Below are 16,546 nucleotides of genomic sequence, written 5' to 3'. Positions count from 1 at the left end.
AAGGGGAACTGCGACTTCTCCCTAAGTTTACCGGAACCGCCCGTTAACGCGGAACTAAGTGGATTGGACAGTGATGCTGTCTAATCAATTTGGGTGGCACCGCGAATCAAGCGCTCTTCGTCCCATATGGACAAGGGCGCTTTTTGTATTTTCATGAAAAAGGAGAGCGGTGCCAATGTTAGACATCAAGTGGATTCGTCAAAATCAGGATGAAGTACAGGAAACAGCCAATCAGAAGGGGATTGCGATTTCTGTTGACCGGCTTCTGGAACAGGACGACAAAAGGAAGTTGCTTTTACAGGAGGTAGAGCTGCTTCGCCGGGAACGAAATGAAATGGCTCCCCGGATTAATGCTTTTCTGCAGCAGCAGGATATCGTCAATGCGGACCGGATGCGTCTGGAGGCCAAAGCGTTGAATCGCCGTCTGAGCGATATGGAGGGCGAGTATCGGAAAGCTGAGCATGAATTTAATCAGTTGATGCTATACGTACCGAACCGGGTATCGCCGGACACGCCGCAAGGTCTCTCGGATCAAGATAACGTTGAGATTAAACGGGTGGGAGAGCCTGCTGTCATCAGTTTCGAAAAGAGAGATCATGTTGCGCTCGGTGAGCTGCATCGCATGATCGACATTCCGCGCGGAGTCAAAACAGCTGGAAGCCGCCATTACTATTTGACAGGGCCGGGCGTCCTGTTGCACCGGGCCGTGCAGCAGCTTGCTTTTGATTTACTGATGGATAAAGGCTTTACGCCGCTGGAGGTTCCGTTGATGGTCCGTACGGATGCGTTGCTCCATGCCGGTCATTTTCCGCTGAGCCAGGATCAAACCTATAAAATTGAAGATGAGGACGCATGGCTTGTGGGGACGTCGGAGGTTCCTCTGCTGGCATACTTCAATGGGGATATTGTGGATGTGACGGAACCGATCAGAGTGGCGGCGACTTCGCTTTGTTTTCGCAGTGAGGTTGGTTCGGCCGGCAAAGATGTGCAGGGTCTGTACCGTGTCCATCAGTTTGCAAAGGTAGAACAAGTTGTTATTTGCGAGGATAGCTTGGAGCAGTCGGAACAGCTTTTGCAAGAAATTACGGCAAATGCAGAAGAACTGCTGCAACTGCTTGAGCTGCCTTACCGGGTTATGGCAGTCTGCACCGGCGATATGTCTCAGAAAACGTACAAACAGATGGATATCGAGACATGGATGCCTAGCCGCGAGGCTTACGGGGAAACTCACTCGTCGTCGAACATTACCGATTTTCAGGCTCGCCGCTCGAATATCCGCTACAGGGATACGGACGGGAAATTGCGCTTCTGCTATACGCTCAACAACACAGCCGTGGCCTCGCCACGGATTTTGATCCCGCTGCTGGAGAACCACCAGGAGGAGGACGGCTCGATCCGTATTCCGCAAGCCTTGCGGAAGTACATGAACGGGCTCGAGCGGCTTCGAGTTTAAGGACGGGAATGTAGCGACAGTGCGCAGACGGCTCGCTTAACGAGCCTCTCTTCGCTATTAGCGAAGCAGGGTCGTTCGGCAGCGGAGTACAGACACTCGACAGGTGTGACATTCGCCGGCATTTGCGAAATCCACTAAAACCACTTCGCTATTTTGCAAAGCTGCTTCGTTAAACAGAAAGGTGGGGGCCCGTAGCGAAGCTGGTTCGCTGTTTAACGAACCCAAATTCGCTGCGCAGGGGTAAGTCGGAGCGCTGGACAGTAACAGCGAACTGAATTTCGTTTTTCGAGAACCTAGGTTCACCAGTTGCGAAGTTTAGTTCACTGTAGATTGAGCGAGTGCTACATTGGCGCGCATTTGCGAAAACCGCTTCGCTATTTTGCGAAGCGGCTTCGTTAAACTGCGGAGTGAGGGCGCACTGCGAAGCTTTCTTCGCTATTAGCGAAGCCGGTTCGTTAAACAGTAGGGTAAGGGCCCGCAGCGAAGCTGGTTCGCTATTTAACGAACCCAAGTTCGCTGAGAGAAGGCTAGGCAAGGTGCTCGCAGGCTATAGCGAACTGAATTTCGTTTTTCGAGAACCTAGGTTCACCAGTAGCGAAGTTTAGTTCGCTGTAGCCTCAGGCTAGTGTGAAAATCACGGACATTTGCGAAAACCGCTTCGCTATTTTGCGAAGTGGGTTCGTTAAAATACCGCGTGAAGGCGCACTGCGAAGCTATCTGCACTATTTTGCGAAGCCCGTTCGTTAAAACGCCGAGTGAAGGCGCACTGCGAAGCTTTCTTCGCTATTAGCGAAGCCGGTTCGTTAAACAGCAAGGTAAGGGCCCGCAGCGAAGCTGGTTCGCTATTTAACGAACCCCAGCTCGTTGGGCGTTAGAGTACGGCCGCAAAGAGGTCGTGCAAAGCCAAAGAAGTTCCACAGCGATTAGCTGTGGAACTTCTTTTTCACTAAACAACTCAGTTAGTTCGCGCTATGGACGCAAGTTGTACTCCTCCAGCTTGAAGTCGACAGCGTCGACCTTCCACACCTTGCCGGTGTAGATGAGGGTAGCTTTGCGGTGGAGGTACGTTTCCGTTTCGTAGTCAGACGAGATGAACACATATTGCGTTAAGACTGCGGTTTGGTTGTTGGTATATTGCAGCGCAGACGGCGTGACGTCCTTCATCTGATTTTTATATTTCAGTCCCTTATTTTGAATAATTGTATTGATGAACCGATCCGTAAAATAAGGGCTGAAATGCGTCCGGATTTGCTTAATCGACGACAGATCAGTCGCTTCGTTCAATTTATCGGCAATAATCTGCTGTTGTCTGGCTGTCAGCCTTTTTTCGTTAGGGATTTGAACGGGAGGCTTATCGGGAATAATGATCAGGCTCTGACCATTTAATTGAACTGCTGCTTGGCCTGACTTCTGGTCCCAGCTGATGTTCGCTCCCAGCGCCTGGCTTAGAAAACGAAGAGGCACGTATGTAGTGCCGCCATTCTTCTCTTCTGCAGCTACATCAAGCGTAATCGGCATTTGGTTGACCAATGCGGTCTTCGAGTTCAAGGTTAACACGACCTCAACCTCGTCTTTGCTTATCGTGACGGTTTTCGAGGCTGCATTCCAGATCACTTTCGCGCCCAAATTTTCCGTTACGACCCGGACTGGAATAAGCAGCCGATTGTCCTTCATATAACCGCCGCGAATAATCGTAGCCTGTTCGTCTGCAGCCGTATTCTGCTCATTCAACGTTGCAGCAGGTTCATTAGCAAAACTTTGTCCCGGCAAGCTGGGCAGGACAAGAAGGGCCGTTGCCAGCAGCGTTACCGTTGCTTTTTTGATTTTTTTCATGTGTATGCCTCCTTTAAAATAAGGTTCATATTGTTGCCTTCGCTAAAATTATAGACGTCGGCAGGTTGAGAGTGTTGCGTTTGGGAATTTTTACATTCCATCGCTACCATGTCTATACCCGCTTCCACATCGAATCTAAACCGCATAGGCTAAAAAAAGGACAAGCCACGGAAGCGCGATGCGCTAGCCCGAGTTTGTCCTTTTTCACAGGTTTGTTTCCTATTGGATGATCCTCACTTGGGAATATCCCCGTTCACGCTATGTTCCCCTCACCGTCTCCACTTCTCAAAATGCCGCTCCCGCTATACGGAATAGCCCAGGCGCCTCGTGGAGAAATCGTTCGCAATAATGGGCGGAGTACTCGTTCCATGGCGCTTTAAACAGATCATTACCGGAAAACACCTGCAGCTTCGGCCCGCAGGCTGAAACCAGTCGCTTCCAATCGCGATGCCTGGAAAGATGGCTCCAATACGCTTGCGACAAAGGATCTTCCTCAACATGCACTAGAATCCGGTCGGCATAATAGGCTTCCAAGTGCTGCAGCTCTACCGGCTCAAGCCAATCAATATCGGCTACAGTCGGCGGCATACTGAGCTGCAAATCATTATAGAGCACCGTCCCGGCCTTTCTCCCCCATACATGAAGCTGACCTTTGCTAACAATAAACACGGCGACTGTATCACGGCGCGTCATTGGCCCGAGCTGTTTACGAATGATGGACGCCTTCTGCTCATAGCGTTCCAGCCATCTGCCCGCTTCTTCTTCTCTTCCTATAAAAGCAGCCGTTAGAGACAGATGCTCTCGCCAATCTCCTTTCCAGGGCAACAGCAGCGTGGGCGCGATATTTTTTAGCTTCTGCTGCTCATCGGCCGGAATGAAATGATCGATGCCAATAATATAATCCGGCTCAGCCTCGCGTAAAATCTCCAAATTAAATTCATAATGGTGACTCAGCAGCAGCTTGATCTCATAGCTGTATCGATTGCGATAGTAATCAGTCCAATAATGATCCACTGGCGCTGCAAACGGAATGATCTGTAAAGGGAGCAACTGCCCGATGTTTATCCAGCTGTATGCGGCGATTTTGCATTTCTGGTTTTTCTGATAGGCTGCCGGCGGTATGCCTGTCTGTTTTTTGAACAAGTTGCGGAAGTATGTCTCATTCTTATACCCGATCGCATCGGCGATGGCTGCAAACGACGGCGCTTCGGGCGCAGTCATCATTCGTTTGGCCTCCATCAGCCGCAGCTCCGTCCGATATTCCATAATGCCTCTGCCGTACCGTTCCTTGAATAGCCGCATAAAATGAAACCGGCTCAGACCCGCAATCGCAGCAAGCTGATCGATCGTAATGTCTTCCTTATAATTTCGCTCCAGCTCCATTTTTGCCGTCTCGAGCGCGAGCTCCATCTGCTGCTCCTGATAACCCAGCACCAAGCTCAGCAGCTCCAGCAATCCCGCTTCACAGCGGAGTCTAGCTGATTGCTTGCCTTCACTCCACCCCGCATGCAAGAAATCGAATAAATGGAGGACGGATGAGGCAGGATGAACAACCGCTTCGCCGGCAAAAGGGAAACGCCAATCGCCTTGCAGGTCCGGCTCCTCCTTAGGCATGAAGAAGCCTTCAAAATGAAGCAGCAGCAACCCCGGCTCATTGCCTGAGCCGACCGTATCCGCTTCAATTAATTGACCTGGAGGGCATACATAGACGCCGCCCTGGCGCAGCGGATAATACCGCCCGTTAATGACCAGCCGGCCGTGGCTCGTCTTGGAGAGAAGCAGCACATGGAACCTGCTCTGAATAAAGTTCCGTTCCGACCCTCCGCTCAAGGTGTTCTTGACCGTCTCAACATTCAGCAGCTTATAGCAAACTTGACCTGCAGCATAATGCTGCAGGTCTGAAATCGGATTGCTATTCATGTACGTATTTGAGAACGTCATCGATGATCAAGCCGTTCGCAATCGAATTATTGTTAAACCAATGCCCCGAATCTGCTGCGAAGACGTTACCGCCCTTCACAGCCGGCAATCCCTTCCACAGCGGATTATCTGCCGGCGGTTTTTCCCTTCCTTCACCCGACAGGAGGAAAATGTAATCCACTTTATCGAGCTGGGCTAGTGTCTCGATGGAGTAGGCATCGTAATCGCCTTTCAGCATATCAGGCTTTTGGAAGCCGAGCTCGTCATACAGCATTGCGCCGCCATAGAAACCAGGGCCAAACAGCTTAAAATTCTCGCCTACAGGCTGCAATAGAACGGCAGTTTTGCCTTCAATTAAACTACCCAGCTGTTCCTTCGCGAGCTTCAGCTTCTCATCATAGGTTGCCACCGCCTTTTGCGCGGCGTCCTCTTCATTCAAGAGAGTGCCGAGCTTTTGGAGGTTTCCGCGCCAGTCGTTCGCATTATCCGACAGAATGAATGTCGGCGCGATTTTGGCAAATTGATCGTACCCATCTTTCACATAGTCCGCAGTTAGAAAAATAATCAGATCCGGGTTATACGAAAAGACTTCTTCCGGCTGCAGACCGTTATCCATCTTCAAGACAGGAATGCCTGCCAGCTTGTCTTGCAAGTATTGCTGCGGGACTCCGGCTACTCCCCATTGTGCTACAGGCTTCATATCCAGCGCTGCCAGCGGATCTTCCATAAAAGCTGCAATAATCCGCTTAGGATGAACAGGTACTTCTACCTCGTGTCCCGCAGCATCGGTCAACGTACGAACGGTCGCTTCTTCTGCGGCAGGGCTTGGGGCGTCCGTTGCTGCGGTTGCAGGCGCTTCGTTATTTGCCGAGCTGCCGCATGCAGCCAGCACGCTAACCAGGATTAAAGCTATTATTGCAAATAAACTGCGTCGTGTGTTCTTCATCGTTTTGTTTATCTCCTGTCAAATGATATTGATTATCATTCACACAGTATAATGGACGGATCTGTTTTTGTGAATAACCAAAAATGCTCTTTTTTTTCGGCACACCGCATTCTTGCATAAATTGGCTTGCAATCATCCTTTCTCCCATTCGGTAAAAAAGACCTACAGGGACTATTGATATTTGTTACGGTCCGTAGAGTTTGCTATCTTGGGGGTACGCGACATCATCCTGCACGCCCTGGAGGAGAACGCATGACCATGAAATCCCCATTGCCGAGGCGCGGCATCATCATTACGTTTACCGTTTTAGTGACAGGCATCGCTGTATTCCTGTGGATTCAGCATATGTCCAAAAAAGCGGCCGTTTCCCCCACCCTAGCTTTTATCGAACACAACATGACGAACTCGAACGGCACGCTAGCAACTTATTTAAAAGAAGCTTCATCCGCAAATCCCGATTACGTCGCTGGACACGAGGCTTTATCCGAATCGCTGGGCGTATGGATGCAAATCGCTTTGTTGAACCAGGATGAGAACCGGTTCGAGCAAAGCTACGAACTGTTGCGTGAACGATTCCTGTCCCCCCAAAACTATATTATTTGGAAGCTTGAACCGGGCGGCACGTCGGAGGTGAATACGAATGCCCTTGGCGACGATCTTCGAATCGTCAGAGCGCTATTGGAAGGCTATGATCGTTGGCAGCAGCCGTCGTATCTGGCAACTGCACAGCAAATTACCGCTCAACTGCAACAGTCGGCGATGGCAGAAGGTTATTTTGTCGATCATCATGACTTCCTGCATCACCATTCCTCAGAAGTTCTGAGTCTCGTCTATGTAGACACGTTGGCGCTGCAGGCGATGGAGCAGCATGGACTTATCAGCCGAATGGTGCTCGATAGACATATCAAGCGATTGCAAGAGCTGCCTGCAGGAGGGGATATCTTTTATCCGCAAAAGTATGAGGTGCGAGCCTCGAAATATAGCTCAGGCGACAAAGTTAATTTAATCGATCAGTTGATTGTCGCCATTCATGTCGCGGAGCTTGGACAACCCCCTCAGAAGCTAATCCGCTTTCTCAAGCAGGAGCTGAAGGATCGAGGAAAGCTGTTCGGGCAATATGACCGGAATTCGGGTCAGCCAGCGGTCGATTATGAGTCCCCCTCCGTCTATGCCTTGGCCATCTTGCTGGCACTGGAGACGAAGGATCGAGCCTGGGCGAAGGAGCTCTTCCCCCTGATGCTTGCAATGCGGGACCATGATCCCCGATATAAGGGCGGCTATGTTTTCGACGGGGATACGCATCTGTTCGATAATTTATTCCCGCTTCTTGCGGAGGTTTCGCTGAACGTCCGCTAGGGCGTTTGCAGCTCAATCAGATATCCCTGTATCTACCAAGCTTTTTAGCCCGGTTTTGCCTTGAAGTTATGAACTTATGTCAGTAGAATTAGTCGATGACAACAAGGCAATCTTACACCACGAATTGAAAGGAACCGACAGTAGACGATGGATAACAAAATCGCCTTACGCAACGTAGACATCGGCTATTCCAGCTTAATCATTCTTCTGCTGGCAGAGCAATTGGCCGTCTACCTGAACTTGTACCTGAACCAGTCTTTTACCGGATGGGAGATCGGAGCCAGTATTGGGGCCTTGATCGTATTAGCGGCCGGATTCTTCATTCCTGCCGGCTTCTCCGTCGTCTTTGTATTTCTATTTATTGTGTCGTACTTAGTGTGGCTTACTACTTACGGTAGTGCGAATATTCTGGAAACGATGTGGCTACTCTTCATACCTGCCAACATTCTGATAGCTGCCTTCGTTAAATATCGGCTCATTCGGACCAAGCAAATCGTAGAGCGCTTGAATGATCTCTCCAGCAAAACCCCGATGATTGATCTGGATACAGGTCTCGGGAATAAAGAAGCGCTGGCAGATACGCTGTCCAAGCAAGCAAATTTGGCTAAGCGATACGGCGACAAATACGATTTTTCTATCGCGATGTTTAAAATCGATTTTTTGCCCCTCGTATTGGAGTCTCTTGGGAACGAACGATATTCTAAATTTCTGATCGAAATCGCTGACACGATTCAGCGGCAGATTCGGCATGAGGATACCAAATTCTCTATTGATGCCGGCCGCTTCGTCGTCTTATGTCCCCTTACGGACCGGAGCTTTTTCCCCGCTGTGGCGGATCGCATTAAGAATGCGATGATCAATATCAACTTCGAGGATAAAAGAGGACAACCTCTCCGGTTAGTTGTACGGGCAGCGATTCTTGGATTTGAGAACGAGCAATTCGACCTCTACCAGCATGTAGACGACGTCATCGCAACACTTGAGAGAGGCACCGAGACGGACCTCGTTGCAGAATATATTTAAATTTTCCGCACTGTGCACGGGAGCTGCGCGCGGTGCGAAAAAAGGTTGAAAGGATGTGCTCGCATTGATTCAAGCTAGCTGGTTTGTCCCGGTCTGCATTGTTGTTTCTTCGTTATTGACACTTTCCGTCATTATCCTAACCATTTATACGCTGTCATTCCGCGCCAGAGTGATTGAGAAATATGATCGGGGAAAACCTCATGTCTGATTTCCTCCTTCTGTTCTCGGTCGTCAGTATCTGGATCGCCGTATTCGAAAGTATCGTCATTATGGCAGGGGCGATCAAATTCATTCGCAGGCATAACCGGAAACCGCTCATGATTCCCAGAGAGATGGATGACTATCCGACCGTTACTGTAATGGTGCCAGCCCACAATGAGGAGCTCGTTATCGTTCAGACAGTAGAGCGCATTCTGTTTCTGAATTATCCTGCTCATAAAGTCCAGTTGATCGTCATTGCAGATAATTGTACGGATCGGACGGCGGAAAAGCTGAAGGCGCTCAAAAGCAAACCCGCCTATCGTGATCGCGATTTTCATATTCTGGAACGGAAGGGCACGGGCGGCAAATCCGGCGCCTTAAATGATGCATTCAAGCAGGCGAAAGGCGAATGGATATGCATCTATGATGCGGATGCTGCGCCGGAGAAAAACGCGCTCGCTTTTCTTGTGCAAAAGGCAATGGAGAAGCCCGACCGCTACGGCGCCGTCTTCGGCCGCAACAAAGCGCGCAACCGCAGCCAAAACTTTCTGACCAAATGCATCAACTTGGAGCTCGTCACCATACAGCGCGTGCATCATACAGGATTATGGGAATTGTTCAAAATCGGGACGATTCCGGGCACTAATTTCATCGTCAAATCCGAGCTGATCCGCGAAATCGGCGGCTGGGATGAGGAGGCCATTACGGAGGATACGGCCATTTCCTTCGAGATTTTGACACGCGGCCAATTAATTGCACTCGCACCGCAAGCTGAGGCCTATCAGCAGGAGCCGGAGAAGCTTAGCATCTACATGAAACAGCGGCAGCGGTGGTCCAAGGGCAATTTTCACGTTGTCATCGAAAACATCCATCATCTGTTCAACCGGTCGAGCTGGCGCATCAAGCTCCATGTTCTCTACTATGCAGTCAGTTATTTCTGGTTCATGATCGCCATCATTATCTCTGATATTATCTTCCTTACGAATATCGGGTATTATATCGCTTCTTTATTTAATCCGTCGGTCGTTATGCCGTTCAACTTCGGCGACGACATCTATGTATACTTGATGATTGCCTGGGCACTGATGTATTACATCTATGTGCTGCAGATTAATTTGGCACTGGCTACCGATATTGGACAGAGCACCATCAGCAACTTCATCATTTCCGTCGTTTCCTATTTCACCTACTCGCAGCTGTTCCTGATTATCTCCATTCGGGCATTCTACTCGCTCGTTACGGACAAAATTTTAGGCAGAAAGAGTAAATGGTACAAAACGCAACGATTCGGGTAACGAACAACATGCACCCTTTGGCGAGATGTCCTCTCTGTTGGTTAAATCGAGACGGATATGGAGCAGGGGTGCTTTTTCATTATAAAACGTAATTGCTGACGGTTTTCAGAGTATAATGATGAAGGAAGCGAGACGTGTACGGTTAATAGCTGAGATGATCAGGTAATCGAATATAGTGTAGAAGAGGGTAAAGATGAGCGAGAAGAAATTTACGGATTATGCATTAAGTGAAGATATTTTGCGGGCGTTGAGCAGTTTGGGCTATGAGACGCCAACGGAGGTACAGACGGAAGTTATTCCGGTCGCGTTAGCGAACAAGGATCTTGTCGTCAAATCGCAAACGGGAAGCGGCAAGACAGCAGCCTATGGCATTCCGCTCTGCGAGCTAGTTGACTGGAACGAAAATAAACCCCAGGCGTTGATTCTGACGCCCACCCGCGAGCTGGCGGTACAAGTCAACGAGGACCTGACGAACATCGGCCGTTTCAAACGGATTAAATCGACGCCGCTGTTCGGGAAACATCCTTTTCATGTGCAACGGGCAGAGTTGAAGCAAAGAACACATATGGTCGTTGGTACCCCGGGGCGTGTATTGGACCATATTGAACGCGGTACGCTGCCGCTGGAGCGGATTTCCTATCTCGTAATCGACGAGGCTGACGAAATGCTGAACATGGGCTTCATCGAGCAAGTCCAGTCCATCATTCAAGCTCTGCCACAGGACAGAGTGACGATGCTCTTCTCCGCTACGTTTCCGGAGGACGTTGCCCGCCTGTCACGCAAATACTTGGACAAGCCCGCTGAGATTGAGATCAAAGCGAGCGGTCTAACGACAGCTACGATCGAGCATTCCCTCATTCAAGTGATGGAAGCAGACAAGCTGGAGCTGCTTCAGTCTTTGCTTATCGTGGAAAATCCGGATAGCCTGATCGTATTCTGCCGCACGCAGGAGAATGTAGACAAGCTGTTCCGAGAAATGGCCGATCTCGAATATCCAGTCGACCGTATTCACGGCGGGATGGAGCAGGAAGAACGGTTTGAGGTCATGAATGCATTCCGCAGAGGACAGTTCCGTTACTTGATCGCAACGGATGTAGCTGCCAGAGGCATCGACATTACGAACATTACTCATGTCATCAACTACGATATTCCGCTTGAAAAAGAAAGCTACGTCCATCGCACGGGCCGGACAGGCCGCGCAGGCAAAACAGGCAAAGCGATCACCTTCGTCACGCCTAAGGATTATAAGCGTCTAGCCGATATCGAAGCGTATATCGGGTTCGCCATACCGAAGGTGAAGGCTCCCTCAGAGGAGGCTGTCGATCAGCGCAGAGAACAATTCGAACAGAAGCGCAATAACGGTCCGGAGCTGAAAAAAGATAAACGCGAGCAATTAAATAAGCAGATTATGAAGCTGAACTTTAACGGCGGCAAGAAGAAAAAGCTGAGAGCGGTCGATTTTGTAGGTACGATCGCTAAGCTTGAGGGCGTCAATGCGGATGACATTGGGATCATTACGATTCTCGATCATGTCACCGATGTGGAAATTCTGAACGGCAAAGGCTCGCTCGTTCTGGAATTGATGCGAGACACGACGATCAAAGGCAAGCTGCTGAAGGTCCGCCGCGGCAAACGGTAGCACGTTCGTAATAATAGACAAAAGGCATCCTCGTTGTCAGCGGGGATGCCTTTGTTTGTTTCGAACGACTACTCGATAAAATGTACGTATTGCAGGAACCTCTTCAGTATAACCGCTGCCTGCGCCCTCGTTGCATACTCTGTCGGCACGAAGCGTCCGTCTTCCATCCCTTTCATAATGCCCACTTCCGATACTCGAACTACCGCCGCTTTCGCCCATGAGGAAATGGAGTCTCGATCCGTGAAAGCGGCCAGGCTGCCGCCCTCTTGTCCAGCGCCAACGCTTCCATGTCCGGTGAAGGTTAAGGCACGGTCGATTACCACAGCCATTTGCTCGCGGGTAATCGGGTCGTTAGGCGCAAAATGGCCGGCATCGATGCCGCTCACCAACCCGCTCGCTACCGCCGCATCAACCGCAGACGCATACCATGCGGACGCAGGGACATCCGCAAAACGGGCATAGCCCTCGCTCTCCTTCACGGACAGCCCCAGCCCGCGAACGAGCAAGGCCGTGAATTCCGCTCGAGTAATGGTTTCCACTGGCCCGAAACGGTCGGCCGCCACGCCGTTTACCAGCAGCTTGGACGCCAGATGCTCCACATCCGCCTTCGCCCAGTATCCGTTTAAGTCGACGAATTTTCGAGCCTGCACATCTACGACTGTGTACAAGCTGTTATGCGGCACATTCAGAATCGCTTCCGTTGTGCCGTCTGGACCGGTTTCCAGCTGTGCCGGAACAAAAACGATAGTTCCGTTTGCCGGGATATACTGAACGGCAACCAGGTTACGGTTCGTTTTCTCTCCGTCCAATTTAATGGTCCGGATCAAGTATGATCCGCCGAAGTCCCGCACCTCCACCGTTTGCCCGTTTGCCTCCGCGGTCACCTTGTAGTCGATGACGTCGGCGAATACAACAAAACCTTGGGAAACGCCAATCCGATTGATTTCCTGTCGAACATCCTCTCCGGCCTGCTCCTGAATAATGCTCACGGTCAAATCTGATACTTCCGCGTCGAGACGTTCCGCCAATCCGGTCAAATCGATCGCGCTTATCCGCAATTGAAAGCTGGAGTCGTTCAGCCTCACCTCGATAATCGCCTTCGGATAATCTTTGGCCAAATTTGCGATCCAGTCAGCCGGAAAACGTGTCTGTACCGCTTGCTCCCGATCGCGGATTTCAATGCGGACAAACGGTTCCTTCGCCTCTTTCAGAAGTTCCAGCACTCGCTCCCTCGTCCGTTCGGAAAGGATGACCTGTTCGATCACCGTGTCATTCGAACGCGTGACCCGTTCGATGTCGGTTGGAGCGACAAGAACAGTAATCCCAGCACCCTGATTTATCTTCACGGTCGTCCCCAATGTGGTCGGTTGATCGCCGACATTCGACGAAGGCGGTGTTGAGATGTCCGTGAGGGTAATGGTTTTCACTGCTTCATTGCCTGCTTTGTCTCGGGCATATAGGGTATAGTCGCCGTTGACAGCTATGGTGAATTGACGCGCGGCCAAAATATCGGTCCCTTCCGTTCCTCCGGCAAAATCAGCCTCACTAAGGCTTCCAGGCAGCCAACGGAGCTCCGTCAGCGCATTGCCCGCAACTGCTCCTTGCACGCTTGCCGTCACGCTGATCACTTTACGTGGTGCCAATCCGTTCGGTGCAGCCGTCAGGGTAACATCGGGCGGTATTGCCACAATACGTATTCCGCTCGTGTCCGGTGCTTTGTACGTCAGCGAAGCGGCGGTACCGCCGGAGGCGCGAACAATGTTTGCGCCGTTCGGAAGCTCCAACGCAGCGGCAACTTCAATACCGTCCACATCCGCGAGCCCGGCCGGAACTTCGTATTCGAAAGTAAGCTCCGTCAATGCCGTGCCGCGCGCTCCCGTATACGAGGCATATACCTTCTGAGCGGCTGAACCGTCTCCGACCATGATCGAAACGGCCGGGGTCCCGGTGACAATTACTTCGTATCCGTAAAATACCGTAAAGCGAAGCGTGCCGCTCGTGCCGTACAAATCATTAGGCGAGGCAGTTAGCACCAACTCCACCCAAGCAGCTTCGAATTCCGCCAGAGCATTGCTCAAACTGGCAGCGGCATTATCTAGTAGAATCTGAGATTGGTTTTCCGCATCGTTGGCAATAGCCTGCGCCGCATCTATCGCGGTCTGCAAAGCTGAGCGGTCGTCCGCAGACGCCTGCCCCACGTTGACGCCTTCCGGATGATCCATCATCGCCTGCTGCGCCGCCGTGATCGCTGCGACCAGCGATGTCGGAATACCCGGTTGCAGGACTGCAACATTAAAGACTTGTACCGATGCATTTAACTGGTTAACAGCAGTATCCAGTTGATCCTGTGTGCAATTGCTCGCGTTATCCAGAATCTGCTGCGCCGTACCGATGTCCGTTTCCAGCACGCTGCGAGTTTCCGCCGACGTCTGCCCCACGTTGACGCCTTCCGGATGATCTGTCAGCGCCTGCTGCGCCGCTGCGATCGCCGCGATCAGCGACGTTGGAATGCCCGGTTGCAGGACAGCCGCATTAAAGACTTGTACCGATGCATTTAACTGGTTAACGGCAGTATCCAATTGATTCTGCGTGTAATGGCTCGCAGTATCGAGAATCTGCTGCGCCGTACCGATAGCAGATTCCAGTGCGGTGCGAGTTTCCGCCGACGTCTGCCCCACGTTGACGCCTTCCGGATGATCCGTCAACGCCTGCGCCGCCGCCGCGATCGCCGCGACCAACGACGTCGGAAGGCCTGGTTGCAGGACTGCAACATTAAAGACTTGTACCGATGCATTTAGCTGGGCGACGGCAGTATCCAATTGATCCTGCGTGTAATTGCTCGTGTTATCCAGAATCTGCTGTGCAATACCGATGGCCGTTTCCAGTGCAGTGCGAGCTTCCGCCGACGTCTGCCCCGCGTTGACACCTTCCGGATGATTCGTCAACGCCTGCTGCGCCGCCACGATCGCCGTGCCCAGCGTAGTCGGAAGGCCCGGTTGCAGGACTGCGGCTTTAAAGACTTGAACCGATAAATTTAACTGAACGACGGCAGTATTCAATTGATTCTGCGTGTAATTGCTCGCGTTATCCAGAATCTGCTGCGCCGTACCGATGGCAATTTCCAGCGTAGTGCGAGTTTCTGCCGACGTCTGCCCCACGTTGACGCCTTCCGGATGGTCCGTCAATGCCTGCTGCGCCGCCGCAATCGCCGCTCCCAGCGACGTCGGATTACCCGGTTTCAGGACAGCCGCATCAAAGACTTGAACCGATGAATTTAACTGGTTAACGGCAGTATTCAATTGATTCTGCGTGTAGTTGCCCGCGTTACCCAGAATCTGCTGCGCAGTACCGATGGCCGTTTCCAGCGCGGTTCGAGTTCCTGCCGACGTCTGCCCCACGTTGACGCCTTCCGGATGATTCGTCAACGCCTGCTGCGCCGCTGCGATCGCCGAGCCCAGCGCAGTCGGATCGCCGGATGAGATAATCATATTTTCGAATGTATCTATGGCTATTTCCAGATTTACGACAGCCGCTTCCAATTCGTTCTGCAGATAATTGGCGGCCTGATTGAAAATTTGCTGGGCTGCAGCAATCGCGGTCTGCAAAACGCTGCGGTCTCCCGCCGACGTTTGTCCCACGTTGACGCCTTGCGGATGATCCGTTAACGCTTGCTGCGCCGCCGCGATCGCCGCTCCCAACGCCGCGGGATTGCCGGCTTGGACAATTTGCGCATTGAATGCCGCGATTGAGGAAGTCAATGGGGTTGCGGCGTCAGCCAGGTCGGAGGCGACGGTGGCATTCCCGATTCCGTCGATAAAAAGCTTGGCTGCGTCATAGGCTGCAGACAAGTCGTTGTAGGCATTCGCCGGCACTTGTCCTACACCGGTGCCCGGCAGGTAACTTTTCAACAACGACTTGGCGCTAGCGACCGCTTGAAACAACCCCGTTCCGTCCACAAACGCATGTCCGTTGCTCGCCGCATAAGCGGCTGCAGGAGAATTTGCGATCCCGAATATTTTCAGATTGCCCGGATTAACCGCAAATACGCCTGTCCCAAAAGTTGTTGCGTCGCCTAACACCGTTACGCTTGTCAAGCTGTTATTATAGAATGAGCTGCTGGCGACATTCGTTACACCAGCCGGGATGACCAGCTTCGCAATGCGATTGGTGTCGAAAGCCCCGCCATTAATCGTCTTCAGGTTTTCCGATAATTTAATCGATGTCAAACTATTCATATAAAATGAATAGTTGCCAATAGTCGTCACACTGTCCGGAAAAACGACGGTTGTAAGCGGATTGTTTTCGAATGCGCTGGCGCCGATCGTTAACAAGCTGTCAGGAAGGTCTATGGAAGTGAGACTAGTATAACGGAATCCATACGTTTGAATGACCTTCACACTGTTCGGAATCACGACACTCGTAATTTTAGGTTTGCCCGTACCGTACGTATCAAATGCTGATCTCCCAATCTCGATTACAGTCGTCCCTTCGTACGCAGCGGGAATAACCACGTTGAGATCCGTGCCCCCGTAGTTCGCAACCGTTGCACCGTTGGCGCCGACTGTAAAAGTAAAGTCGTTGTCGGCTGCATATACAGGTCGAATCTGCGAGAATGAAGTCCCGAAAGTAAATAATGCAACTAATAGGCATATGACTGATTTTTTCATGATTTTTCTCCTCTACTAAGACTACTACATATCATTATAAAGACGGCCAATAAAAGAATAATGAAAGAATCAGTCAAATTCGCGCAGTATCAGGCCTTGCGGGATTTTGAAGTTTTTGTGAAATGGGTAATGCCGTTTTATTTGCAAGTGATAGTGGAGGGTCTCTTAGGACTTTTGACGAATGAATGAGGAAAACCGGAGTTGTATAAAAAA

At 51.1% G+C, this 16,546-nt stretch carries 9 protein-coding genes; 5 read left to right on the top strand and 4 right to left on the bottom strand.

Going from position 1 to position 16,546, the window contains the following annotated elements:
- Positions 1–175: 175 nt before the first annotated feature.
- The gene (gene serS / locus IEX98_RS15330) at positions 176–1,453 is read left to right on the top strand and encodes a serine--tRNA ligase (protein ID WP_188890081.1); all 1,278 of its coding nucleotides are present in this window, start codon (positions 176–178) and stop codon (positions 1,451–1,453) included.
- A gap of 969 nt (positions 1,454–2,422) precedes the next feature.
- Here the strand turns inward: serS and IEX98_RS15325 are convergent.
- From IEX98_RS15325 to IEX98_RS15315, 3 genes are all read right to left on the bottom strand, one after another.
- On the bottom strand, positions 2,423–3,286 hold the full coding sequence (locus IEX98_RS15325) for a stalk domain-containing protein (RefSeq protein WP_188890080.1): 864 nt from the start codon (positions 3,284–3,286) through the stop codon (positions 2,423–2,425).
- A 285-nt stretch (positions 3,287–3,571) separates the two neighbouring features.
- Positions 3,572–5,227 carry an AraC family transcriptional regulator gene (locus IEX98_RS15320; protein ID WP_188890079.1) on the bottom strand — a complete coding sequence of 552 codons (1,656 nt, stop codon included), beginning with the start codon at positions 5,225–5,227 and terminating at the stop codon, positions 3,572–3,574.
- The gene (locus IEX98_RS15315; RefSeq protein ID WP_188890078.1) at positions 5,199–6,152 is read right to left on the bottom strand and encodes an ABC transporter substrate-binding protein; all 954 of its coding nucleotides are present in this window, start codon (positions 6,150–6,152) and stop codon (positions 5,199–5,201) included. The genes IEX98_RS15320 and IEX98_RS15315 overlap by 29 nt, the downstream gene beginning before the upstream one ends.
- A 252-nt stretch (positions 6,153–6,404) precedes the next feature.
- On the opposite strand from IEX98_RS15315, the gene IEX98_RS15310 reads away from it, so the two are divergent.
- The 4 genes from IEX98_RS15310 to IEX98_RS15295 all read left to right on the top strand — a co-directional run bounded on the left by IEX98_RS15310 (position 6,405) and on the right by IEX98_RS15295 (position 11,666).
- Complete coding sequence (locus tag IEX98_RS15310; RefSeq protein ID WP_188890077.1) at positions 6,405–7,508, top strand: glycosyl hydrolase; 1,104 nt, start codon at positions 6,405–6,407, stop codon at positions 7,506–7,508.
- Positions 7,509–7,655: 147 nt separating this feature from the next.
- Complete coding sequence (locus IEX98_RS15305; protein WP_188890076.1) at positions 7,656–8,531, top strand: GGDEF domain-containing protein; 876 nt, start codon at positions 7,656–7,658, stop codon at positions 8,529–8,531.
- A 200-nt stretch (positions 8,532–8,731) separates the two neighbouring features.
- A complete protein-coding gene (locus IEX98_RS15300) occupies positions 8,732–10,027 on the top strand; it encodes a glycosyltransferase family 2 protein (RefSeq protein ID WP_188890075.1) in 1,296 nt (431 codons plus the stop codon).
- A 193-nt stretch (positions 10,028–10,220) separates the two neighbouring features.
- A complete protein-coding gene (locus IEX98_RS15295; RefSeq protein ID WP_188890074.1) occupies positions 10,221–11,666 on the top strand; it encodes a DEAD/DEAH box helicase in 1,446 nt (481 codons plus the stop codon).
- Between the two features lie 68 nt (positions 11,667–11,734).
- On the opposite strand, the gene IEX98_RS15290 is transcribed toward IEX98_RS15295, so the two are convergent.
- Complete coding sequence (locus tag IEX98_RS15290; protein WP_188890073.1) at positions 11,735–16,333, bottom strand: S-layer homology domain-containing protein; 4,599 nt, start codon at positions 16,331–16,333, stop codon at positions 11,735–11,737.
- Positions 16,334–16,546 lie beyond the last annotated feature (213 nt).

Origin of the sequence: Paenibacillus radicis (ex Gao et al. 2016), assembly GCF_014641555.1 — a bacterium.
In the GTDB taxonomy this organism is placed as follows: domain Bacteria; phylum Bacillota; class Bacilli; order Paenibacillales; family Paenibacillaceae; genus Pristimantibacillus; species Pristimantibacillus radicis.
Note: the sequence above shows the minus strand (reverse complement) of the source record. Positions and strands in the feature narration are given on the sequence as shown.